At 45.8% G+C, this 23309-nt stretch carries 23 protein-coding genes and 1 other annotated feature (1 of these 24 running past the window's edge); of the genes, 3 read left to right on the forward strand and 20 right to left on the reverse strand.

From position 1 onward, the window contains the following. Positions 1 to 255 precede the first annotated feature (255 nt). The 10 genes from HW560_RS31660 to HW560_RS31705 form a co-directional block, all read right to left on the reverse strand. Positions 256 to 1077, reverse strand: a complete 822-nt coding sequence (locus tag HW560_RS31660) for a carbohydrate ABC transporter permease (RefSeq protein WP_090894334.1) — start codon at positions 1075 to 1077, stop codon at positions 256 to 258. Further along, positions 1074 to 2036 (reverse strand): carbohydrate ABC transporter permease, encoded by a 963-nt coding sequence (locus HW560_RS31665; protein WP_179265540.1) that lies wholly within the window; start codon positions 2034 to 2036, stop codon positions 1074 to 1076. The genes HW560_RS31660 and HW560_RS31665 overlap by 4 nt, the downstream gene beginning before the upstream one ends. A 406-nt stretch (positions 2037 to 2442) precedes the next feature. Continuing rightward, positions 2443 to 4260, reverse strand: coding sequence for an APC family permease (locus HW560_RS31670; RefSeq protein ID WP_179265541.1), 1818 nt, complete (start codon positions 4258 to 4260; stop codon positions 2443 to 2445). A 290-nt stretch (positions 4261 to 4550) separates the two neighbouring features. Then, positions 4551 to 5396 (reverse strand): rhamnulose-1-phosphate aldolase, encoded by an 846-nt coding sequence (rhaD, locus tag HW560_RS31675; RefSeq protein WP_179265542.1) that lies wholly within the window; start codon positions 5394 to 5396, stop codon positions 4551 to 4553. Between the two features lie 393 nt (positions 5397 to 5789). Further along, positions 5790 to 6311, reverse strand: coding sequence for a GNAT family N-acetyltransferase (locus tag HW560_RS31680; RefSeq protein WP_179265543.1), 522 nt, complete (start codon positions 6309 to 6311; stop codon positions 5790 to 5792). 122 nt (positions 6312 to 6433) lie between these two features. Then, positions 6434 to 7117, reverse strand: a complete 684-nt coding sequence (locus HW560_RS31685) for an MORN repeat-containing protein (RefSeq protein WP_256222189.1) — start codon at positions 7115 to 7117, stop codon at positions 6434 to 6436. A gap of 182 nt (positions 7118 to 7299) precedes the next feature. After that, entirely contained in the window at positions 7300 to 7587 is a 288-nt protein-coding gene (locus HW560_RS31690) for a hypothetical protein (protein WP_090894322.1), read from the reverse strand. 180 nt (positions 7588 to 7767) lie between these two features. Continuing rightward, a complete protein-coding gene (locus HW560_RS31695) occupies positions 7768 to 8256 on the reverse strand; it encodes a DinB family protein (protein ID WP_113051837.1) in 489 nt (162 codons plus the stop codon). 60 nt (positions 8257 to 8316) lie between these two features. Beyond that, positions 8317 to 9195, reverse strand: a complete 879-nt coding sequence (locus HW560_RS31700; RefSeq protein WP_143067000.1) for a helix-turn-helix domain-containing protein — start codon at positions 9193 to 9195, stop codon at positions 8317 to 8319. 286 nt (positions 9196 to 9481) lie between these two features. After that, positions 9482 to 9901 carry a NucA/NucB deoxyribonuclease domain-containing protein gene (locus HW560_RS31705; RefSeq protein WP_090894316.1) on the reverse strand — a complete coding sequence of 140 codons (420 nt, stop codon included), beginning with the start codon at positions 9899 to 9901 and terminating at the stop codon, positions 9482 to 9484. A 227-nt stretch (positions 9902 to 10128) separates the two neighbouring features. Here HW560_RS31705 and HW560_RS31710 point away from each other — a divergent pair, with 227 nt between their 5' ends. Then, positions 10129 to 10392 (forward strand): DUF2642 domain-containing protein, encoded by a 264-nt coding sequence (locus HW560_RS31710; protein WP_371129113.1) that lies wholly within the window; start codon positions 10129 to 10131, stop codon positions 10390 to 10392. Positions 10393 to 10611: 219 nt separating this feature from the next. Further along, entirely contained in the window at positions 10612 to 11346 is a 735-nt protein-coding gene (locus HW560_RS31715) for a hypothetical protein (protein ID WP_143066999.1), read from the forward strand. A 173-nt stretch (positions 11347 to 11519) separates the two neighbouring features. Here the strand turns inward: HW560_RS31715 and HW560_RS31720 are convergent, their stop codons facing one another. From HW560_RS31720 to HW560_RS31760, 9 genes are all read right to left on the reverse strand, one after another. After that, positions 11520 to 12563: a flavin-containing monooxygenase gene (locus tag HW560_RS31720; protein ID WP_179265544.1), complete on the reverse strand. Its 1044-nt coding sequence runs from the start codon at positions 12561 to 12563 to the stop codon at positions 11520 to 11522. A 209-nt stretch (positions 12564 to 12772) separates the two neighbouring features. Then, complete coding sequence (locus HW560_RS31725) at positions 12773 to 13009, reverse strand: hypothetical protein (protein ID WP_179265545.1); 237 nt, start codon at positions 13007 to 13009, stop codon at positions 12773 to 12775. A gap of 90 nt (positions 13010 to 13099) precedes the next feature. Next, positions 13100 to 14731: a chaperonin GroEL gene (gene groL / locus HW560_RS31730; RefSeq protein WP_090894309.1), complete on the reverse strand. Its 1632-nt coding sequence runs from the start codon at positions 14729 to 14731 to the stop codon at positions 13100 to 13102. Between the two features lie 73 nt (positions 14732 to 14804). After that, entirely contained in the window at positions 14805 to 15086 is a 282-nt protein-coding gene (gene groES, locus HW560_RS31735) for a co-chaperone GroES (protein ID WP_024630746.1), read from the reverse strand. 451 nt (positions 15087 to 15537) lie between these two features. Further along, the gene (gene tatC / locus HW560_RS31740; protein WP_179265546.1) at positions 15538 to 16323 is read right to left on the reverse strand and encodes a twin-arginine translocase subunit TatC; all 786 of its coding nucleotides are present in this window, start codon (positions 16321 to 16323) and stop codon (positions 15538 to 15540) included. 78 nt (positions 16324 to 16401) lie between these two features. Continuing rightward, positions 16402 to 16650, reverse strand: a complete 249-nt coding sequence (locus HW560_RS31745) for a twin-arginine translocase TatA/TatE family subunit (RefSeq protein ID WP_064640077.1) — start codon at positions 16648 to 16650, stop codon at positions 16402 to 16404. Positions 16651 to 16851: 201 nt separating this feature from the next. Then, a complete protein-coding gene (locus HW560_RS31750) occupies positions 16852 to 17337 on the reverse strand; it encodes a MogA/MoaB family molybdenum cofactor biosynthesis protein (RefSeq protein ID WP_024630749.1) in 486 nt (161 codons plus the stop codon). Between the two features lie 37 nt (positions 17338 to 17374). Continuing rightward, positions 17375 to 17878 carry a cyclic pyranopterin monophosphate synthase MoaC gene (gene moaC, locus HW560_RS31755; protein ID WP_090894306.1) on the reverse strand — a complete coding sequence of 168 codons (504 nt, stop codon included), beginning with the start codon at positions 17876 to 17878 and terminating at the stop codon, positions 17375 to 17377. 15 nt (positions 17879 to 17893) lie between these two features. Next, complete coding sequence (locus HW560_RS31760; RefSeq protein ID WP_090894304.1) at positions 17894 to 18532, reverse strand: 5-formyltetrahydrofolate cyclo-ligase; 639 nt, start codon at positions 18530 to 18532, stop codon at positions 17894 to 17896. 278 nt (positions 18533 to 18810) lie between these two features. Here HW560_RS31760 and abc-f point away from each other — a divergent pair, with 278 nt between their 5' ends. Then, a complete protein-coding gene (gene abc-f / locus HW560_RS31765; protein ID WP_090894302.1) occupies positions 18811 to 20769 on the forward strand; it encodes a ribosomal protection-like ABC-F family protein in 1959 nt (652 codons plus the stop codon). 523 nt (positions 20770 to 21292) lie between these two features. Here the strand turns inward: abc-f and HW560_RS31770 are convergent. After that, positions 21293 to 22849, reverse strand: coding sequence for a 2-isopropylmalate synthase (locus HW560_RS31770; RefSeq protein WP_090894300.1), 1557 nt, complete (start codon positions 22847 to 22849; stop codon positions 21293 to 21295). A gap of 212 nt (positions 22850 to 23061) precedes the next feature. Beyond that, positions 23062 to 23309 (reverse strand) — a binding site (T-box leader) (it continues 98 nt past the right edge of the window).

Here is a 23309-nt window from a genome sequence, read left to right on the forward strand (position 1 = left end):
GCTTTAACTTCTGCAAGGTGGCCGTTACGGTTACGAATCGTTCTTTTGATCGCTGTTATCACCGGATTTTTTTCATCTCCCTCAAAGGGGAAAATCCGGTGATAAAGGCGAACGCTTCGCTTCTACAGAATCGATTTCGTCCCCTCCACTACTTTTGCAGGCTTCAAAGAACATATTTCAAGAGTGAGGCCTTGTTTATTCGCTCCTGGGTATCCAAACCACAAATCCGTTAAATCCATAAAACTTTTAACTGAATCAACCCTTCAGGGCGCCTGCGGCCATACCGCGTACAAGCTGTTTCAAGCCAAAGACCAGAAGCAGCAGCGACGGTAAAATAACAAGCGCTGTGCCGGCAAACACCAGATTCCATGCTGTGGATTCCTGGAACTCCAGCATCGAGATCCCGATCTGTACCGTCCTCATCTCCGGCGTATTTGTGACGAGCAGCGGCCACAGATAGGAGTTGTACATGCTAAGGAACGAGTATATTGCCAATGTTCCAAGTGCCGGACGGGACAATGGCAGGACATGGGACACAAAATACCGAATGTGCCCACAGCCATCCATCTTCGCCGCTTCAAACAGTTCCTTGGGCAGCTGCATGAAGAATTGTCTCAGCAGGAATGTACCAAACGCTGTTGCCAGGAACGGAATCGTCAGCCCCTGATACGTATCGAGCCATCCCCAACTGCGTACTGTCAGATAGTTCGGAATCATGGTAACTTCCCAAGGAATCATCATCGTCGCCACAAACATGCTAAAGATGACGTTCTTGCCCTTAAACTCCATTTTCGCGAATGCATAGGCCGCCATACTCGCTGTAACAAGCTGACCAAGCATCGTCAGTCCTGCCACCAGAAACGTATTGCCGATAAACGTACCAATCGGAACGATATCGAATACTTCCGTGAAATTGGACAGGTCTATCGATTGCGGGATGATATGTGGCGGATACGCACTGGCATCCTCTGGCGTCATGACCGCCATGAAAAAGGTGTACAGCACCGGATACAGTACAAGTGCCGCACAGATTGTAAGCAATACATACAGCAATGTTTTGGTCCATGGTGTCCTCATTGGTAATGCACTTTCCTTTCCATCCATTTGAACTGAATCAGGGTCAGCAGCATAATGACCGCGAACAGGATAAGCGCCTGCGCACTCCCCGTCCCAAAGCGGAAATTAACAAAGGCTTCCTGATAGATGGAATATACGAATACATTGGTACTGTCCATCGGGCCACCCCGGGTTAGAATATTGATCTGACCAAACGATTGGAACGCACCAATGATCGATACAACAGTGACGAAAAACAGGGTTGGCGACAACAGCGGCATCGAGATTTTGCGAAAAGTAAGCAAAGGACCTGCGCCATCAATCTTCGCGCTCTCATAAATTTCATCCGGGATGCCCTGTAATCCGCTGGATAGAATAATGTAATTGAATCCGAGATTCATCCAAATCGTCATAATGGAGATCGATATTAACGCCCAATCCGGGCTGGTCAGCCAGGGAATTGGATCGATTCCAACTTTGCCTAATACATAATTCAGCATGCCCAAGGTTGGATGGAACAGGAACTTCCAGATGACCGCCGATGAACCGACAGACAATACCACGGGCAGAGAGAATACAAACTGGAATATACGCATTCCCTTGAAACGGTTGTGTGTTAATGCCGCTAGAATCAGAGCTGCCAGCATGCCAGTTGGCACGGTAAACAGAACAAATAGCAACGTCACTTTCATGCCTTGCAGGAACAGTCCGGACTGGAATACCGCCTTGAAATTGTCCAGTCCCACATAAGCTGCAATCTGTCCGGTAGGGTCAGTGGAATGCAGACTCAGGTACACCGACTTGAACATCGGATAAAACAGAAACACTGCAAATAAAAGCAGCGATGGTGCCAGGAAACCATAGGCCAGCATATTCTCCCGCATCCGCTGCACACGCAGCGAAGCTGTCCGGCGCTGACTCGAATTAGATACGCGCCGTCTGGCAGCAAGCAAGCCGATCCGGTTGTCAAGCTCACTCATCGGATTTTCTTCCCCCTTGATCTACGCATTCGGTGTGTGAACTTCATCACCCACATTACCTAGTGTAAAAGCCAACTGTCACAGCAGCATCGGTTCTGAATCAACGGAGCGTTAATCGTGGACAAGCAACTTTACCAAACAAGAGATGTTAGATAGACTTCAAAACAAGATCAGCAAACAGCAAAAAAACCGCAAGAACTCCCCTGATTTGGGAATGCTCGTGCGGCTTAATGTGTTAAGAGAAGATGAACACCGATTCGATATCAACTCCATAAATTTAACAGAAAACTGGATATTTAACATTAACGCAAAATGTTCAGTTGAAATTTTATAAGAAAATGGTTGGCATGTAAGCACATTACATACTCTTCTCATGCCCATTGCCTATTGTAATAGAAGAATCCTTTTATCGATTGAGATGGTACGGCACAGTGGTAACAATCACGTCTTTGTAATTGATCAGATAAGCACGGATCATGAAGCTGGTCTGATTATGCAGTACATTTTGCCACCAATGCTTAGTGATGAACTGCGGAATTAATATCGTGATATGGTCTGTCTCGGCCGTCTTCCATTCCACGGTATCAATGAACTTCTTGAGCGGTCCCATAATGCTGCGGTATCTCGATTTAATGACAACCAGGCGAACGCCAGGGTTCCACTCTTCCCACTTCTGTTCCATCTTTCGGATGGCTTCATCATCGAACCCGATATACAAGGCAACCACATGATCTGACATCGTCTGGGCGTAAGAGATTGTATTCATGACCACCCTTGTAATGCCAGCCACCGGAATGACGATCGTATTGCCCTTTCTCACCGGTTTCTCCAGCTTGATATCAATCCGCAATTCATCCGCGATGTTGCAGTAATGACGGTGAATGCGCATGAACACGTAAACGACGAGTGGCAGGAAAATAAAGATAACCCAGGTTTGCGTGAACTTGGTGAATATAAAAATCAATGTAATCGACAGCGTGGTCAGCATGCCAATTGTATTGACGAGCAGCTTCACACCCCAGCCGGTTGGTTTGACTTTGATCCAACGAATCATCATGCCCAGCTGCGACAGGGTGAATGGAATGAACACGCCCACGGCGTAGAGTGGAATCAGGCTTTCCGTATTCCCTTTGAATCCAACAACCAGCAAGGCAGACATCACACTGAGAAAAATAATACCGTTCGAGAAGCCAAGGCGGTCTCCTCTAACCATAAACATATGCGGCATATATTTATCCTTTGCCATCATGAAGGACAGCAGCGGGAACGCAGAATACGCCGTATTCGCCGCCAGGAACAAAATCAAGGCCGTCACGCCCTGAATAATAAAATACATCGCTCCCCTGCCAAACGTAGCCTCGGCAATCTGGGAAATAACTGTAGCTTTCGGATCAGGCTTTACCCCGTAACCATAAGCAAGCAACGTGATCCCGATAAACATGGCTCCCAGAATACAACCCATAAGCATCAAGGTTCCCGCTGCATTTTTCTCGGCAGGCTGCTTGAAGTTCGGAATAGCGTTACTCACCGCCTCAACTCCGGTCAAGGCCGAACACCCCGAGCTGAATGCCTTCAGCAGCAAGAACAGACTCACATGAGACATACTCGTTCCGAATTCAGGGGCGGCAGCTTCCATGCCACCAGCGAGAAATTTGATCCCCCCGGATATAATCAGAATCGCAATCGAAAAGATAAACAGATATATGGGGATCGCCAGTACGGAAGCAGATTCCGTCACCCCCCGCAAATTCATAATCGTCAGAAATACAATCATGATCAGTGCAATGACTATGCTGTAATCATGAAGCACCGGAAAGGCAGATGTAATCGCATCGGTCCCTGCGGACGAACTTACCGCAACAGTCAAAACATAATCGACTAGGAGTGATCCCCCGGCAATCAGGCTTGGAGCCGTACCGAGATTATCTTTGGCTACGATATACGCGCCGCCCCCTGTGGGATAAGCAAATATCGTCTGGCGGTAGGAAAAAATTAAAATGACGAGTAATCCCAACACGGCGATGGAGATGGGAACAGAGTACCACAAGGCGGCGAATCCGGCCGCAACGAGCACCAGTAAAATCTGCTCCGTACCGTAGGCAACGGACGATAGTGCATCGGAGGACAGGATGGCGAGTGCCTTCCATTTCCCCAATTTCTCTGCATCCAATTCAGCCGATTTCATAGGCTTGCCTATTAAGATTCTCTTCATTTTGCCAAGCATGATCATAACTTCCTTCCGTCTTTCATCTGTGAAGCATTGTTATTATGCAAAATCGCTGAGCCATTGACAATACGTCATTTCACCCGAATTTCGTCAGCGTGTGATAATGCATCCTACGATTCAATAATCGATAACAAAGCCGCGCTTTATTAGCTTTTTGAACTTTTTTGAACCAAAATGGCGTTTGTTCCCGAAAAAAAAGGAAATGGCCTTCGGTTTAATAAACCAAAGACCATTCATATTAGACTGTGTTGGAGCTCTTTCTTTTATACGATCTCATTACGTCAAACCTACATACTCAAAATGCCAGGACGTGGAGTGACACCGAAAGCCTGGGCCAATGTAGCTAACTGATGATCTGTAATTCTCTGTCTGATCTCATGACCTGCAACCAGCATATACACCTGGGCCGCCTTCTCAATGGTCTCGATGAGACCAAATGCTTCATCAATCGTTGTACCCGTTCCAAAAATCCCGTGCTGCGGCCAGATGACCGCGTGGTATTCCTTCATTTTCTTAGCCGTTTCCCGTCCGATTTCATTCGATCCAGGCACCATCCACGGAATAATACCAACACCGTCAGGAAATACAACAACGCATTCCGTACACATCTGCCACAGCGTCTTTGTAAATTTCATCTCATCCAACTCATGGATAAATGTCATCGCCAGAACGTTGGTCGCATGGTTGTGCATCACAACCCGGTGATTGGGGTCGACTTTCAGACGTTCAATATGACTCATAAAATGCGTAGGCCATTCACTCGTCGGGTTCGCTCCCGACTTTAGCCCCCACAGCACTTCCAGCTCCTGTCCATCATTCGATACACGCAGCACCCCCAGATTGCTCTCTGGATCAGCCAATACATTTTTGAAATATTTGCCCGAAGCTGTCACGATAAAATATTTACCTGCCAGCTCATGCATCGAAAATGCAGGTTTGATCTTGCGAATAACATGGTTGATATCAATATATTGGGCGACTTCCTCTTCCTTCAGCAGATAGCTGACATTGCCACCGTTTCGTTCATCCCAGCCGTTCTTCCACATATGTTGAGTAATTTCCGCCATCTCACGAACAAATGGGATATGGAATCCCGCCGTCTGCGTTGTTTCATTGGTAAGGGTCACGTTCATCATCATTCTCTCCTCATGATAAAAAATAGACTTCCCGTCACGTACATAGTAAGTTCCTTTTTTCACATTCATTATACCTTTGTTTATCTTTGTAAGTCAACATTTCACAGATAAATACACCCTATTTATTTTTGTTTACGTTTGTTTTGTGTACAATTATAAAATTAAGCAAAAAAAATACCTCACCGGCGTCCGGCGAGGTCAGTCACACATCTATCTAACACGAGAAGGGGTTTACAAGAATTATCTTACCTCTGCTACCTTAATAGAAGCTGAAAATGAAATAAAAAAACGATGAAAACCCATTTACCAAAAAATTACGGTCAACACCGCTACACATCCATTTAAGCTATATATTTAAAGACCTTGAGTTACCCTGAATGTGCAACGTATTTATTCCTTTTTTAGCAAATAGGATGGGTGCATCAGCCCTGTCGGTTCATAACGCTCATCGCGTACATATTGGAATCCCAGCTTGGATAGCATGTGACGTGACACTTCATTATCTGGATGATGCCCAGCAAACAACGCTTTAACCTTCAGTTCTCCAAATGCATAGTCAATTACCGCCCGTGCTGCCTCCATGGCATAGCCCTTACACCAGTAATCCCTGGTAAGATGAAATCCCAGTTCATATATCTCTTCTTCCGGAGAATAGGGGCGCAAACCGCAGCAACCAACAAATACTTCCGAATCTTTCTCAAAGAGGGGCCAATATTGCACTCCCACCTCTTCTTGCCTTTTTATTTCCTGCGTCAACCGCGCTTCCACTTCATCCTCACTCAGAAACCCCTTGCTGCTGATCCACTTCGTTACCTCAGGATCTCCCCATAGAGCTGACGCCAGAGCACGGTCTTCTTCATTCCATGTCGAGAATACAAGTCGCTCGGTTTCAATAAACGTTATTCTGTTCATGTCCAATAACCTCCTGTTTCACAACATCAGTCTTCTATACCACTTCTACAATGAATTACTCGAATAGCCGCATTAGTAAACAAAAATATAATTTCACACGTTATATCATTCAAGATTAATAACTATAATTTCTGAGCCAGTTTCTCAAACTGATTAATATGAGGCTTAATCTCTTTTTCTACACTTTTGATAAAAGAACTAAATTGCTTCTGACTGAATTCATCTCCAACACCGACATCTTTGTATACTTTTCCTTTTTGATATGTAAATGAAAAGAAATAACCGACCTTCAATCCATCTAATATATTCCCGGCATCTCCCAGAATTTTAAGACTCATATTAGAATCCTTGTAAACAAAAGAATAAGGAGGGTCTGCCACAGTAATATGTCGAACCTCATACCCTGTAATCCACTGATCTTTCGTAAATGTTCCAGTTTGAATTCTTGCTTCCTGCATTTCATCGGTCAGCGAAGTTTCTTTAATAAGCAACTCACCCTTCCCTTCTTTTTTATCATTCTTCCAGAACCCATCATATTTAAGCTCAGTAATGCTGTCCTCTCCACGTGTAACTACTTTATAAGTACCTTGTCCCGAACGTTTGCCTGATACCCAGTTCCCCTTATAAGTCTTGCTCTTACCCCAGGTCATCGTTCCATAGCCATGAGGCTTGCCATTCTTGGTTTCACCATAATAAGTTACTCCATTCCCAAACTCCAAGGACCTCATTGAAGAGGCTGCGTCTAAAATGTGTAAAGGCATGAACAACGATAAACACAAGGTGAATCCCAAAACGTAAAACAACATCTTTTTCAAAATTTACAATCTCCCTTTCGTTTTGATATAAGAATACATTATTCCTATAACAACTACTTAAATTTATAATCCCCTAGTATAATATCATTTCAACCCCAGATGCATCCATAAAAAAAAAGAAACCCTCTGCCGACAACATGTCCGACAGAGGTTCACAAAGCACGCTACATTCATTAGAAATCAGATGTTGCGATTTGAATTGTGCCTGTTGAAGCACCTGACGGAGTAGTCAACAAAGCAGCTACGAGCAGCAAATCAACAGACAGCGTAAGGCTGTTGCCTGCAGGGATCAAATACGTGATCACTGGAGCGTTAACACGAGTCACAACCAGGTCTACCGGGAAAGGACCAAAATTGTTCACTGTGATGCTGGCATTCGTGCCTCCAGCAAGGTTTTCATAATATGATTTACCCACACTAGCCTCTAAGGCATAAAATTGTTGCGGTAAAAGGATGGCCATGGAAATCACCTCCTTTTGCTTTGATACGGTATTCTATGTTTGGAATCTATTAATGTAACGGTAAAATGACCGTGTGATAACGTCCATTTTGATAGAGATGCTAGAATATTAGACACAAAAAAAAAGCCCCGCCAGATCATCCGGCGGAGCCAATAATAACCATATTCATACTTTAAGGTTCTAAGCGTACAGCATGAAAAAGTTCAACTCATGCCCCTGCTGTTTGAGGTAATTATACAACTGTGAACGGTGATGGAACACATGCGTTAGCGTTTCAATCTGCCACTGAGCCTGCAAATGACCATGCTCCATATAGAAAGCTTTGGTTGAACGATTCAACAGATCTTCTTCGCTGAGTGATACAATATAAGCCTTGTAAGCTTCCAAATTGCCCCAAAGTGTTGCCTCCAACTTTTCAATATCCTCGATCCCTGACAGGCTATTCTCTACCACACCAACCTCAGCTTCGCTCTTCTCCTGCATAATGGCGAGGTCCGATGCCGTGATCTGAATAAAATGATGAACCAGTTCCACCAGTGAACGCATATTGTCCTGCGGGCGGTAAGCCCAATCCTCTGGACGGATCAGACGAATCAGGCTCGCCCCCGTACGTACTCCCGTCTCCAATTCATTGAGCAGATGATCCCGCATTTGCAAAGTTCCATTCATATATGATATCTCCTTTACTATTATTCTCACGATTTCAGTATAACGGAAGAGGCAACCGAGTTATTGTACAAATCGGACAACCTTTTGTCGATGTTCTTTGGCAGCGGTCAGCGGAGTTTCTCCATAAAACTTGCGGAATTGACGAATCAAGTGAGCTTGGTCAAAGAAACCATGATTCAGGGCCAGTGCTGCCCCATCCAGCGTATGCCCCTGATGAATACTGCCCAGGACACGGTGAAAACGAACCACCTCACTGAATCGCTTCGGACTGATTCCGACCCATTCTGCGAACTTCCGATGCAGCTGGCGTTCGCTGACAACTTCTCGCATGGCCAGCTCGCTGACGCTCATACGTCCTCCATCGATAAAGATGCGATGCAGCGCGTTTTTCATCAGATCATTCTCATATGTACTGGTTTGCACGGATAGTGGACTCAGATAGGCATTCATTACCCGCACCCGTTCTTCAAAGGTTCTTGTTCCAGCCATCCGCTCCTGAAGCTCATTCAACCTGACTGGCCAACATTCCTCAAGCGGAATTCGCATGTCCGTAAATCCTTCCAATGGCAGACCATGAAACACGTACGCCCCTCCCGGAAAAAAACGTACGCCAAATGTGTAATCAGCAGAAGGACTTACATCGGATGCCTCGGGCACAGAGAACGGATGCGAATAATTGCCACAGTACGCATAGGAATGAACCGAACGGACCGCGTCGTATGTAATCAGCATATCCGTGCAGCCATCAGGCAATACCCGAGCGGGCACTGAGATCGTTTCCTGATCTCGCTCTCCCTCATGCGGAATAAAACCTGATTCCCAATAACAGGCTACATGAGCCATCAGGGAAACAGAAGGTATTCGCTCAAAATAATAGGTATTTCTATCTGTCCCATTCATCTGAATGGGTCTGAACAGCGGATGCAGGCTGGGGTCCACGAACCATCCCTCCGTTACTAGCATTTATGTATATATCTATCATACCATTAACCGATGAAATGAAGAAAAAAAGTGCCCCGCCGGACGATCCGACGGAGCTAGTCACACATCTATTTAACACGAGAAGGGGCTTACAAGACTTATCTTACCCCTGCTACCTTAATGGAATCTGAAATGAAGATGAAAAGAACATCAATTTTTATGGGCAACGCCGGAGACATTTATTGCTCCCATGAAGGATTAAGCGCTCTAGCCATGGCACGAATATAATCCTGACTAGCCCGCTTCATTTTACTGTAAACTTGATCCTTGTCCCATCCGCATATTTTTCCAACTGATTGCCCACCCAGGAGCCAGCTCCCCTGTTATCACTTGGACTTATGTATCTAATATCAGCGCCCGCGCCACCTTCTTCACACATCGCCATCGGCCACTCATCCCGGTCATAACCCGCCTTGGTCGGATAGCCTTTCAGCGACTCTCTGCGATTGGCATCCGCCCCATCCCGATCAATGGTACAAACTGCCGAATGTCCTGCTGCAATGGCATCACGAATATGTGCTCCTGTCTCCGGGTAACGATCCATCGGGAAGGTCAACGTGTACGTGGTAGCAGCACCCTGGACTGTTGAAGAGGGCTGTACATATACACTCCCAGATAAAGCCATAACAAGAATAAGGACAAGCGTACACCACTTCTTAACCATCCAAACACCTCCAAATAATGTTAAATACCCTCTCAGTTTACAGACGCATTGTGAGAGAGTATCGCACCATTTGTAAAATAAATGGAAGAAATGATGTTACATGTTGACCTATTGACAAGCGATTTGCCTTGTTGGAATTTTAAAATGATGGACTTTAGGTCAAACGCCCAGTCGTTTGGGTAGGCAATCGCATAGAATGCCGTATAAATGATTTGGGAGGTTTTTTCTTGAATAATTATCACATGATGCATCCAATGGCCAACTCACATTATGTACCCCACATGCCACATAACATTGTCGTTCATCCAGTGGATCATTGCGTAGTCGAAAGTCTGATGTCCCTGGTTGGAAAAGTAGTTATCCTGGAAACGACTCGCGGTAGACTGGATGGATGTGTGGTTGCTGTTAAACATGACCATGTTGTACTGGAGGAAAGAAACAGAAAATTCTTCGTGCGTATTGCCGAAATCGTCTGGATTATGCCTGACTAAATATCGATTGAGGGCTAACGAATCGAACGCCTCTTAAAATGTAGGATTAGACCACACTTAAGAGATGACTCCTGTACTGCACGTGCTGCAGAGGAGTCATCTTTTTAGTCTGCTCGTTCCACTGTTCATCTTTTTTAAAAAAACGCGTACAGGTTTAAAGTTTCTCAAAGGAACATTATAATGAGAGTACGAAATAACGATGCACTACGAGGTGAGAATTTGCAATATCTGTTTATAATACTATTCATCCTAGGTTTTATGGCTTTCTTCGTATTTATTGTTTTGATGGTCTTATTCATACGAAAACATAATCGGATATCGATAAGGCATGTGATGTTAACGGCGGCATGTTTTGCAATTGCTTCGATCGGAATGTATGGCATGTTGGCTTTACCTTCAAATTCTCCGCAATCATCTGGGACAAATCACACGGAGAAACACGAATCTGGCCCAGCTACAACAGAGGAACATCATGCACCTCTAACTCAAACGAATGCCTCTGGCTTCCATATGACAATGGAGGAATTCAAAAACAAATTTAATGGCGCCGTGGGCAAATACCGATTGAATGGTTTGAGTATTACCAGCTTGAATATGAAAGACTCTTCAGAGCAGGATACTGGCGCTTTCGAATATTTATTTAATGATAAATTAAGATTGGTTGGTACATTAAATTCAGATCAAAAAGTACAAGAAGTCAGGTTGTACGAGACTGGTGATATCAGCGAACCAACGGGTGGAATCTTTTTGACGGCTATCGCTACACTTATTCTGACAACCAATAACGAGTACACGTATAATGATGCGCAAGACGTGATTCAGGATATCGGCATATTGGATCGTGATGTAAGTCAGAGTAATTTTGATGGAACGACGGTTCGAAATGGATATGAATATCGCTTCAGCGTACAGGATCATGATCACTCTACTTTTGAAATAACTGTTGCGAAATAAGACCCCATTGTGTAAAGAGGCCGCTCCATGAAGGAACGGCCTAACGTGTGATATGTACTGTTTGGATAGTTCAGCTTTTGTAATTGTGAGCTCCTCTTTTTAGGAATATACCCAAAAATGTGACTTATGGTATTCGCTAATCATCCCTAGCATCTGCTCTAGCATGATGTGTCTTACCTTTGAATCACATGATTAACGATACTCTGAGCATCGTATTTAACCCATCCCAATAGTGCTGAACCTCGTGATGTTTGCCAAGGCAGCCCTACAAAATATAGTCCAGCAACCGGTGATACGCCTCTCTCGTGTAAAATTCCACCTTGGGAATCAAAAGCAGTAGTGATATCAATCCAACCATCATTTCGTTTAAACCCCGTCGCCCAGATAATATTATCTATTCGTGTCTCACTACCATCCTCATACAGGATGAGGTTATCTATTGCATTTATAGCACGTGGACACTTGTTAACTTGCCCTTTAATGATCAACTCTTTTAACTCATAGCCATAGACGTACTCTGGCTGATTTCGCAACCATTTTCCAACCATACGATCTGCACTTGCACGTAATACTCCGAGCTTTTCAAAATACCAGAATATACTTCGTTTCATAACATGCAAAGGCCTAAAGGTTATATTTCGAGCTATAGATATGTATACGGTTTGTTTATCATCTGATGCTAACTCCACGGCGATTTGGGCACCTGAATTCCCACCGCCTACGACTACTGTTGTTCCAGGAAGCAATTGAGAGCGGTTTTTATACTCTGATGAATGAAGCTGAATTACATTCTCGGATAATGACTTCGCAAAATGAGGAACATTTTTGGTCTGGAAAGGCCCCGTGGCAACGATAATATTGCGCGCTTCAATTATTCCATCATTGGTTTCAGCATAGTACACCTCATCTTGCTTCGAGAGACGGGAGATTACACAGTTTAACTTTATAGGAAGATGCATTTGCTCGGCGTAACTTTCAAAATAATCTGCAATTTCATCTTTGCTTGGCAGGCCATTTTCATTTCCACTAAGCGGCATTCCCGGTAATCCGTCATACATTCGTGGGGTAAAAAGATGCAAGGAATCGTACCGTTTACGCCAAGATTCCCCGACATATGAGGCAGCGTCAACGATTAAGAAGGTTAACCCCGACTGCTGAAGATAGTAACCTGCTGCCAAGCCTGCTTGCCCAGCTCCGATAACCAATACATCATACATATGTATCATCTCCAATATCACTTATGCATTAATATATGAGCACTTATTCATATGTTCATTTTACTTAACTACTGTCTATTTAGCAATAGAAGAAAACATCATCAAACTTGTTAAAATTAAAATGACTCCCTCGCGGGAGCCTTTACTCAATTAATCCTATTTTGCTTGTAACGTATCTTTAATGCTATTCCTGATATGCTGGTTAGTTTTCACCTGGTGTATCGATCGATATCGTCGAACGCAGACTGATGCTCTCTTCTATGATAATCTTCATGCTGACGAACATCGTTCTTTAACTTGGCTAAGAATCCCCAACCCATAAATACAAGTAAAAGCACGCTAATCAACGCATAAGCAAAACTATATAGATTCATGTAAAAATTGATGAAAATTGCACCAAGCATCAAGCCCAGAATCCACAATGTCCACTTTGTACTCTTTCTCAAATGATTTCCTCCCTCGATCTAATTAAATGAAAAAAGGCTCCCTTTCGGGAGCCTTTCATCTATCGGCATTAAAAGGTTTTTACACCTTTATTACATCATGCCGCCCATTCCACCCATACCGCCCATGTCAGGAACGCCAGCAGCGCCTGCAGGTTCTGGTTTGTCAGCGATAACCGCTTCAGTAGTCAGGAACATTGCTGCTACGGAAGCAGCGTTTTGCAATGCATAACGTGTTACTTTCGCAGGGTCAACGATACCCGCTTCGATCATGTTAACCCACTCGCCAGTCGCAGCGTTGAAGCCTACGCCAGTTTGTTCTTTTTTCAGACGTTCCACAATTACGGAACCTTCTTCGCCAGCGTTAGCTGCGATTGTGCGAATTGGAGCTTCCAGAGCGCGCAGGACGATGTTTACGCCCGTTTGCTCGTCGCCGGACAGGCTTACACCTGCAACCGCGTTATATACGTTCATGAGCGCTGTACCACCACCGGATACGATACCTTCTTCAACCGCAGCGCGAGTTGCGTTCAGGGCATCTTCGATGCGCAGTTTGCGTTCTTTCAATTCTGTTTCAGTAGCCGCACCGACTTTGATTACTGCTACACCGCCGGACAATTTAGCCAGACGCTCTTGCAGTTTCTCTTTGTCGAACTCGGAAGTTGTTTCTTCCAGTTGTGTACGGATTTGGCTTACACGTGCATCGATATCGGATTTGTTACCAGCACCGTCAACGATGATTGTGTTTTCTTTCGTTACACGGATTTGACGAGCTGTACCCAGTTGTTCCACAACAGCGGATTTCAGGTCCAGACCCAGTTCTTCCGTGATCAATTGGCCACCAGTGAGGGCAGCGATATCTTGCAGCATTGCTTTACGACGGTCACCAAAGCCAGGAGCTTTAACAGCTACAGCGTTGAATGTTCCACGCAATTTGTTCACAACCAGCATCGCCAGTGCTTCGCCTTCGATATCTTCAGCGATCAAAACAAGCGGTTTGCCTTGTTGAACGATTTTTTCAAGCAATGGCAGGATTTCTTGCGTGTTGGAGATTTTTTTGTCTGTGATCAGGATGTACGGGTTGTCCAGAACAGCTTCCATTTTGTCCGTATCCGTGATCATGTATGGAGAGATGTAACCGCGGTCGAATTGCATACCTTCAACCACTTCCAGCTCGGTAGCGAATCCACGGGATTCTTCAACCGTGATAACGCCGTCTTTACCCACTTTTTCCATAGCTTCAGCGATCAGTTCGCCTACTTCTTCGTCAGCTGCAGAAATTGCTGCAACTTGTGCGATGGATTGTTTGGTTTCAACTGGTTTGGAGATGGATTGCAGTTCAGCTACAGCAGCTTTAACCGCTTTGTCGATCCCTTTACGGATACCGATTGGGCTGGCGCCTGCAGTTACGTTTTTCAAACCTTCTGTGATCAGCGCTTGAGCCAATACAGTTGCAGTTGTTGTACCGTCACCGGCAACATCATTGGTTTTGGTTGCTACTTCTTTAACCAGTTGTGCACCCATGTTCTCGAATGCATCTTCCAGTTCGATTTCTTTAGCAATCGTTACACCGTCATTCGTGATGAGCGGGCTTCCGAATTTTTTCTCCAGAACCACGTTACGGCCTTTAGGACCGAGTGTTACTTTAACTGCATTAGCCAATGCGTCCACACCACGAAGCATGGAACGACGAGCGTCTTCACTGAATTTAATGTCTTTAGCCATGGTAAGAAAACCTCCCTAGTATATTGTGTAAAATGGTGTTGCTATATGGTTCGGTTAACCGATTAAATTTGAATTAGTCGAGAATCGCGTGAATATCGCTTTCTTTCATAATCAAATATTCTTTACCTTCGAACTTGATTTCTGTACCGGCATATTTGGAGAAAATAACGCGATCTCCTTCTTTCACTTCCAGAGCTACACGTACTCCGTCTTTCAATACTCCAGCGCCAACAGCAATAATTTTACCCTCTTGCGGTTTTTCTTTAGCGGAGTCCGGCAGTACGATCCCGAAAGAAGTTGTTTGCTCTTGCTCCAGTGGTTCTACCAATACGCGTTCACCTAAAGGTCTGATCATGAAAAATAGCCTCCTTTTGAAATTATATAACGTTACATTGTAGGTTGTAGCCATATGTATTAGCACTCGACAGTGTTCAGTGCTAACAACCAACTTTATGATACTTCAACTTGAAGCATGATTTCAAGTCCTTTTCATGAATTCTTGCGAGATTTTACGTTGTATTTACATCAACCCAGCCAAAAAACTCCCGATTGGCCTGTGTAAATGCCATAATACCTTTTTAACTTATTCCACAGAATCCGTAAGTCCTCCTGCATCGTTCTCAGGCAGCCCTTTTCCATTGTATCCATTGTTGAACATAATATGCCTGCTTGTCCCGTACATCAGAATATATAACCGTAAAAGTTTGTCGCCCTTCATATCCCGGGTAAGAACTGACCGCCTTATCCCGGGGATGGGCACCATACAAGATTAACACAGTTACAAAAATCGTATGAAATCTCTCTTGTTATACTGCGCTCTGCTTATCATCCTCGTCACGATCATATCGTGACTCGATCGCTGCATCAGCTGCAAGCTGTTTGCGATACACAAAGCCAGACAGAAACACACTGATCTCATATAACAGGAGCAAGGGAATCATCACAAGAAAATCGGAAATAAAGTCAGGTGGTGTGACCACAACCGCAATGAAAATCAGGACAAAATACGCGACTCTGCGCATTTTGCGAAGCCTGATCGGATTCAATATCCGCAGTCCTGTCAGGAACATAATGATTAACGGAAGTTCGAACAACAGGGATACCGGCAGTACAATGCCAAACAAAAAACTGAAATACTGCTTCATTCCGTAGGTCTCGACAAGCCCCATTTTTTCCGTAATTGATGAAGTAAAAGAAAGTGCCATCGGGAAAACAACGTAGTATGAGAAAGCTAACCCGATCAGAAATAACAGAAATACATAAGGTACGTACTTCAGCGTGGCTTTTCGCTCACGCGGCCGCAGACCTGGACTGACAAACTTCCAGAGCTGAAACACCGTAAACGGCAGCGTAATGACCAGCGAGAATAGTCCGGCAATCTTCATGTAGATGCCAATCCCATCCCAGAACGAGAAGGCATGCAGTACAAACCCCTGAGCAGTCTCTGCCTTCGTCAGATATTGATACACCGGGTCCGCTACCAGAAAGCCTGCCACCAGCCCCAAAATAAAAATACTCAACACATAAATCAACCGCTTGCGCAGCTCACTCAAATGTTCTGTAAGCGTCATTTCTTCCTTCTGCTGCGTCATGCCTGCCCCCCATTGTTGCCAGCTTAAAATACAAAACCCTTCCGGCAGGAAGGGATTTCTCTTTCATTGCCGTCAAAGTTATTCCGGCAGGCGTTTGTCCTCAGGCTTGTCTGCAGATGCAGTCTCAGATGCCAGCGGCTTCGCCTTTTCCTGTTCCTTGCGACTGGATGAATCATCATCCGAAATAATCTCACGTGCGCCTTCTTTGAATTCACGGAAAGTGCGTCCGACTGCCCGTCCTAATTCCGGAAGCTTGTTGGGCCCAAACAACAGCAACGCGATAACGGCCAGCAAAATAAAACCTGTTGGTCCAATTGAACTAAACATGGATATTATTCCTCCTCGTTTCAAGCTTCAAAGATGCACACGCTTGCCCATAGGCTCATAGATGTCTTTGCTTCATTTTGAATTATGTCAATCATACCATAGATGTAACCACTTACATAACCCACATTATTCACAAAAGAGACCTCGACATCCAATCATTTTTCCCTGCTTGATTTCCACCCGCTACTATAAGTTTCACACTTATTGCTTGAACTGCCCCGTAACCATCAGCAGCGCTTCCGGAAGCTGATCCATAATGGCCGCCAAATGCTCATGCACACCCTTCGGTGTACCTGGCAGGTTGACAATCAATGTACGTCCGCGAATACCACATACGCCGCGGAACAGCATGGCAGAACGATTCTTGCCCATGACACTGTATCTCATGGCTTCAGCCATGCCTGGAACTTCCCGTTCAATGACCCGCCGGGTCGCTTCTGGAGTAATATCACGAATCGCAAGCTCCGTACCTCCAGTGGTCAATACCAAATCAGCGTGAAAATAATCTGTCATCTCAATCAAAGCCGCAATAATCTCATCGGGTTCATCCGGAACGATGCGGTACTCCACGATTTCCCCACCCAGTTCTTCTTCCACAAGTTCCCGGATCACTTGGGCACTCGTATCCTCACGTTCCCCGCGGGCCCCTTTGTCGCTGGCTGTCAGGATTGCTGTTCTCCACACCATAAAGATCACCCTTCTCCTCTATGAAAATAAATGTCCCTTATCGGCTGAAATCGCCGTTTTTGCCACCACTTTTGAAATTCAGCATGGTTGGACCGATAATCATATCTTTTTGCATGGCTTTACACATGTCATAGATCGTCAGTGCCGCAGCCGACGCCGCCGTGAGCGCCTCCATCTCGACACCTGTCTTTCCTTCGGTTTTGACCGTAACTTCAATCTGCAATTCATCGACACCGTTGTCATGAAAACGGATATCCACACCCGTTAATGCCAATGGATGGCACATCGGAATCCAGTCCGACGTTTTCTTGGCGCCCTGTATGCCCGCAATTTGAGCCACAGCCAGAACGTCACCTTTGCCGATGCGGCCCTCCCGAATGGCTTCAAGCGTAGCCGGATTCATCGTCACTTTGGATACCGCCACAGCTGTACGCACGGTACTTTCCTTACCCGAAATATCAACCATCCGGGCTCGTCCCTGTTCATTAAAATGAGTCAGTTTGCTGCCGGAAGCCTGGTTGTTATTCGTTTCTGAATTCAATCACATCACAACCCTTTATTCGATATGTAATATACCTTCGGTTGTTATCAACAGATCAATCCGCAGATCAAGCGGGTCCATCGGAATTTCATCTTGAAGCTGGCCTGGCAATACCAATGCAGCCATCCGTGGTCTTTTGTCCGTCATCGCACATTTCGCTGCAAGCGTCTCGGCAAAACGGTCATAATAACCGCCGCCATAACCGATGCGCCCTCCTTGAAGGTCATATCCCAGCCCCGGTACGATGACAAGATCGATATCCGGCCAGCAATCAGGTTGCAGCACTTCACAGGAATCCTTGGGTTCAGGTATTCCCCATATTCCCGGCTGAATATCCTGTTCACCCATGACACGCCGCAACTCCATGCGAGCCGGATTCGCCAGCACTTTCGGTGCGAGCATTCGATCTCCATGCTTCCAGCCCTCTTCAAATAAAAAGGCCGTAGATGCTTCGCTTCCATAAGACAAATAGCTAAAAATCACAAGCCGCTTGTTCCCCAGCTTCCATTTGTCCCGTCTAAGGCGCTCCAGCTCCCGCTTCGTCACATGATTAATCTCAGTTATCACCTGCTGACGCATGCTTTCATCCATCAGATCCCGGCTCTGTCTCAGCTTGGAACGAAGGCGGCTTTTCTGTTCCGTATGATCCTGCATGTCCTTGAATAACCTCCTGTTGATCGGGAAGGTAAACTAGCTCTCCATTAAAACCATTTATATGTTATGCACCAGTTGTCATCATGTTGGAATCGTTAAAATGATTCATTTTCTGCAAAATCCTCATGTATTAACATGCCTTCTTTCAGTTTATCATTGATTGACCAAAAAGACTACACGCCCCAGGCACTCCTAATCGGTGCATTTGCTCTGTATTTCATGTAAACTGGGATATAGTTGTCATATCAAGAACTGGACCTATGGAGGAACTTAATTTTATGCTGCTGCAAGTATCCGGAATTATCAAACGTTTTGGTGTCGATCCAATCCTGGACGGCGTGAACTTACAAATATTAGAACGCGAACGCATCGGCCTCGTTGGGGTTAACGGTGCAGGGAAATCCACTTTGCTCAAAATCGTGGCTGGGGAAATGTCCTATGATGGCGGACAGATTTTCAAATCCAAGGAAACAACGCTTGGTTACCTCGCCCAGAACAGCGGACTGCAATCCGATCGCTCCATATGGGAAGAAATGATGAACGTATTCGCCCATCTGACCCAGGCTGAAGCGGATTTGCGTCAGATGGAGCAGGATATTGCTGACCCCTCGCAGATGGAAGATGAAAAAAAGTATGCCGATCTGCTTGAACGTTATGCTAAACGCTCGGACTGGTTCAAGGATCATGGCGGTTATGAGATGGAGACCCGCATTCGCAGTGTACTGCACGGAATGGGCTTTGGTGAATTTTCACCTGATACCCAGATTGCCACACTGAGCGGTGGGCAAAAGACACGGCTTGCGCTTGCTCGCATTTTGCTTCAGGCCCCTGACCTGCTCATGCTGGACGAGCCTACCAACTATCTCGACATTGCCACCCTCACGTGGCTGGAAGATTACCTCAGAGGTTATTCCGGCGCGCTGCTGGTAGTATCCCATGACCGGTATTTCCTTGACCGGCTTGTAACAACCATTGTGGAGATCGAACGACACCGCTCCAAAAAATATACCGGCAATTACAGTAGGTACATGGAACTGAAAGCTGCGGAGTACGAAAGCCAGATGAAGCAATACGAGAAACAACAGGATGAAATCTCCAAAATGGAGGACTTTGTTCAGAAGAATATCGTGCGTGCTTCAACGACCAAACGGGCACAGAGCCGCCGCAAAGCACTTGATAAGATGGAACGGCTCGACAAACCGATGGGAGATCTGAAGAAAGCTCATTTCTCTTTTGAGACGGCTGTCATGTCCGGTAAAGAAGTGCTCCGTGTGGATCAGCTTTCCGTGGCCTACGATGAGGCTTCGCCGTTGTTCCGCAATGTATCTTTTGATCTAAGACGCGGGGAAACGGTTGCTTTAATCGGTCCAAACGGTATAGGTAAATCCACCTTGCTCAAATGCCTCACTGGAAGTTTGCGTCCTGTAAGCGGTGAGATCCAATGGGGTACCAAGGTGCAGATTGGCTATTACGATCAGGAGCAGACGGGGCTTAATCCTTCCAATACGGTATTGGAAGAGCTGTGGAGTGCCTATCCAGGCATGGAGGAAGCACGGATTCGTACGGTGCTGGGCAACTTCCTGTTCAGTGGAGATGATGTACTCAAAAAGATCTCATCGCTCAGCGGTGGAGAAAAAGCTCGTGTCTCCCTCTCCAAGCTCATGCTCAAGGAAGCCAATATGCTCATTCTGGATGAGCCTACGAACCATCTTGACCTGTTCGCCAAAGAAGTACTTGAAGCAGCACTGATGGACTATGAAGGCACGTTGCTGTTCATCTCGCATGACCGGTATTTCCTCAATAAAATGGCTGAGCGCATTGTTGAACTGCATCCGGGTGGAACAGAACATTACCTGGGCAATTATGATGACTATGTGGAGAAGAAACAGGAACTTGAAGATATCGCTCGCGAAGCGGCTGAAGCACGCCTTGCCTCTTCCAAAAACTCGGCTAAGTCTGATCCAGCCCTATCCGCAACCGAAAAATCCGGAGCCGCCTCATTCGAAGCGGACAAGCAGGCCAAGCGCGAAGAACGTAACCGCCAGCGCAAGCAGGAAGCTCTGGAACAACAGATTTCGAAGCTGGAAACGGAGATTACGGAGCTTGAGGCTCAGATGGCCCTGCCTGAAATATATCAGGATTACATGAAGCTGCAAGAACTTCAGGAGAAGGCAGAGGATCACAAGCTTCAACTTGCCAAGGCTTATGAAGAGTGGGAAGAATTAGCTTTGGAATAAGAAACCAAATAGAATGGACTTGATATCAAAAGCTGATTCCTAAATGGAATCAGCTTTTTTTGTTGAACATAAAGCAGGACGGATTGGAGTAGAATGATTCCCCATTTGTCAAATCTACTCGAATCAAGTAAAATATTTTTGCATTGTACAGCTTCTCATTTATCCACAGAAAAGCAAGATAGCAAGCAATTGAATTTATTTAATTATACGGCGGTAGAATAGCTTTTTGCACACAAAAACCATATTTATCCACCAAGTTATCCACGTTATCCACAACTTTGTGGATATAACCCGGCCATTCTATCCCCCAAAACCCATTATTATCGAAAACATTACTGGTTTGACTTTGAGATAGTTACCCACAATTTATACTGAATATGTGGATAACTATAATCACATCTTGACAAACACATTCGTGCTTTCAATTTTTTTCTCCTATAAAGGACAAAAGCAGACCTTTGTATTTAAGGCCTGCCTCTGTTCTTCTTTTAATCAGAAAGTGATGTGATTTGCCGGAATACTTTTACGCATGCACGGATTCATCCATTTCGAAAGTCTCCGCCTTTAGTCCGGCCGCATTACAAGCTGCAACATACGCCAGACCCGCAGCCATGACAATATCATTGTGCGTGGCGGTTCCTCTGAATTCACGTCCTGCACGCTCCACGGTAACCGCAGCTTCTGCACTCGCAGCCTCTCCTCCGCTCAGTGCGTGCATTTCCATATCGACAAACGTAATGTCGTCCGAGATACTTTGACCAATCGCACGAATCGTTGCATCTACCGGACCACCGCCAACGGCAGAATAGGATTGCTCCCCTGCGCTCGTGCGAATACGAACTGCTGCCATTCGATCCGTCATGCTGCCCGCCGTAACCTGCAATTCAACCAGTTCATAATCCTGTGCAGGAATATTCATGGTCTGGCTCACCATCTGCAATAACTGGTCATCACTGACCACCTTCTGTTGATCGGCGGTTTCTTTAAATATCTCATACAGTTGTTCCATTTGCTGCTCATCCGGTTCAAAGCCATATTTGCGAACCCGATCCTTCAAAGCGTGACGCCCGGAATGTTTGCCCAGAATAATCATGCTGCGTGGAATGCCCAGCGCTTCCGGGTCCATAATCTCATACGTACTCCGATTCTTGAGCAGACCATCCTGGTGAATACCAGACTCATGCTGGAAGGCATTGCGCCCTACTACCGGTTTGTTGTAGGCAATCGGGAAATGCATCGCACGGCTAATTTGACGAGAAGTCTCATACAACTGGTTCAGTTTGATATTTGTGGTTGCGCCGATTACATCTCCCCGTGTCTCCAGAGCCATAATCAGCTCCTCCAGGGCACAGTTGCCCGTCCGTTCTCCCACACCGTTGATGGTTACTTCAATCTGGGAAGCACCGTTGGCGATCGCAGCCAGACTGTTGGCAACCGCAAGTCCCAGATCGTTATGACAGTGTGCGCTGTAACGTACCTTGTCTCCGCCTCTTGCACCCTCACGTACCTGACGGAACATCTCTCCATATTCATGCGGCAATGCATACCCGACCGTATCTGGCAAATTGATAATACTTGCTCCTGCTTCAATAGCTACTTCAACCATCTCAATCAGATCATCCATCTTTGTACGAGCCGCATCCATGGCGGTGAACTCCACAATATCCGTGAACTGACGTGCATAGGAGACCATCTCCCGGGCAGTAGCCACGACTTCACTACGCGGTCGGCGCAGTTGATGCTCAATATGGATGTCCGAAGAGGAGATAAACAGATGAATTCGGCGGCGCGCTGCGTCAGCCGTTGCTCGAACAGCTGCATCAATATCCCCTTTGACCGCACGTGCGAATCCGCAAATCTCCACGTTTTGCAATTGTCTGGAAATCGCCTGAACCGCCGCGAACTCACCTGGACTTGAGATCGGGAATCCAGGCTCGATGACGTCGATGCCCAGAGAAGCCAGTTGATGTGCCAGTTCAATTTTTTGTTCAGGCTGCAGACTCGCTCCCGGTGCTTGCTCTCCATCGCGCAGTGTTGTATCAAAAATCTCAATCATGCGTTTGTTATTGTTCGTTGTCATATTCATCAACCTCCATCAAATTTGAATGTATATTGGATTTTGGGGATGTGAACCAGGCGTTCACTTCCCGTTTTCTATGTTTATTCATTTTGCATTCCATGCCGATGTGCACGTCGACTTGCACGCCGGACATATTTCTTTGTCTGAACCATGATTGATTCCCATTGCCCACCCTGCTGCCGGCAGCAAACACAAATAACCCGCCATCTCATCTAAGAGACGGCGGGTTATTATCCCCTCCGCGGTACCACTCTTGCTTGATGGTCCAGGCTTGCGCCAGGCACCATCCACCTCGTCGTCTCCAGCTTAGCTCGGTTGCAGCTGCTTACACGCAACAATAACAGCCGATCCAGCTGGAGAAACACCCTATAACGGAGGTTAGCCGTTGCTGTGTACCACAATGCCCTTTGGTTACAAGAACAAGGGATGAGACATCGTCTCACTGCTTCCACAGCTCCGT

Origin of the sequence: Paenibacillus sp. E222 (assembly GCF_013401555.1) — a bacterium.
Taxonomy (GTDB): domain Bacteria; phylum Bacillota; class Bacilli; order Paenibacillales; family Paenibacillaceae; genus Paenibacillus.

What these genes read in the sequence shown, in the direction of transcription:
- groL (WP_090894309.1), bottom strand. Translation starts at nt 14,731, where the DNA reads ATGGCTAAAGACATTAAATTCAGTGAAGACGCTCGTCGTTCCATGCTT.
- abc-f (WP_090894302.1), top strand. Translation starts at nt 18,811, where the DNA reads ATGCTGCTGCAAGTATCCGGAATTATCAAACGTTTTGGTGTCGATCCA.
- groES (WP_024630746.1), bottom strand. Translation starts at nt 15,086, where the DNA reads ATGATCAGACCTTTAGGTGAACGCGTATTGGTAGAACCACTGGAGCAA.
- HW560_RS31705 (WP_090894316.1), bottom strand. Translation starts at nt 9,901, where the DNA reads ATGGTTAAGAAGTGGTGTACGCTTGTCCTTATTCTTGTTATGGCTTTA.
- HW560_RS31695 (WP_113051837.1), bottom strand. Translation starts at nt 8,256, where the DNA reads ATGAATGGAACTTTGCAAATGCGGGATCATCTGCTCAATGAATTGGAG.
- HW560_RS31665 (WP_179265540.1), bottom strand. Translation starts at nt 2,036, where the DNA reads ATGAGTGAGCTTGACAACCGGATCGGCTTGCTTGCTGCCAGACGGCGC.
- HW560_RS31670 (WP_179265541.1), bottom strand. Translation starts at nt 4,260, where the DNA reads ATGCTTGGCAAAATGAAGAGAATCTTAATAGGCAAGCCTATGAAATCG.
- HW560_RS31690 (WP_090894322.1), bottom strand. Translation starts at nt 7,587, where the DNA reads ATGGCCATCCTTTTACCGCAACAATTTTATGCCTTAGAGGCTAGTGTG.
- HW560_RS31680 (WP_179265543.1), bottom strand. Translation starts at nt 6,311, where the DNA reads ATGAACAGAATAACGTTTATTGAAACCGAGCGACTTGTATTCTCGACA.
- HW560_RS31745 (WP_064640077.1), bottom strand. Translation starts at nt 16,650, where the DNA reads ATGTTTAGTTCAATTGGACCAACAGGTTTTATTTTGCTGGCCGTTATC.
- HW560_RS31685 (WP_256222189.1), bottom strand. Translation starts at nt 7,117, where the DNA reads ATGTTGTTTTACGTTTTGGGATTCACCTTGTGTTTATCGTTGTTCATG.
- HW560_RS31770 (WP_090894300.1), bottom strand. Translation starts at nt 22,849, where the DNA reads ATGACAACGAACAATAACAAACGCATGATTGAGATTTTTGATACAACA.
- rhaD (WP_179265542.1), bottom strand. Translation starts at nt 5,396, where the DNA reads ATGAACGTGACCCTTACCAATGAAACAACGCAGACGGCGGGATTCCAT.
- HW560_RS31720 (WP_179265544.1), bottom strand. Translation starts at nt 12,563, where the DNA reads ATGTATGATGTATTGGTTATCGGAGCTGGGCAAGCAGGCTTGGCAGCA.
- tatC (WP_179265546.1), bottom strand. Translation starts at nt 16,323, where the DNA reads ATGACGCAGCAGAAGGAAGAAATGACGCTTACAGAACATTTGAGTGAG.
- HW560_RS31760 (WP_090894304.1), bottom strand. Translation starts at nt 18,532, where the DNA reads ATGCAGGATCATACGGAACAGAAAAGCCGCCTTCGTTCCAAGCTGAGA.
- HW560_RS31660 (WP_090894334.1), bottom strand. Translation starts at nt 1,077, where the DNA reads ATGAGGACACCATGGACCAAAACATTGCTGTATGTATTGCTTACAATC.
- HW560_RS31750 (WP_024630749.1), bottom strand. Translation starts at nt 17,337, where the DNA reads ATGGTGTGGAGAACAGCAATCCTGACAGCCAGCGACAAAGGGGCCCGC.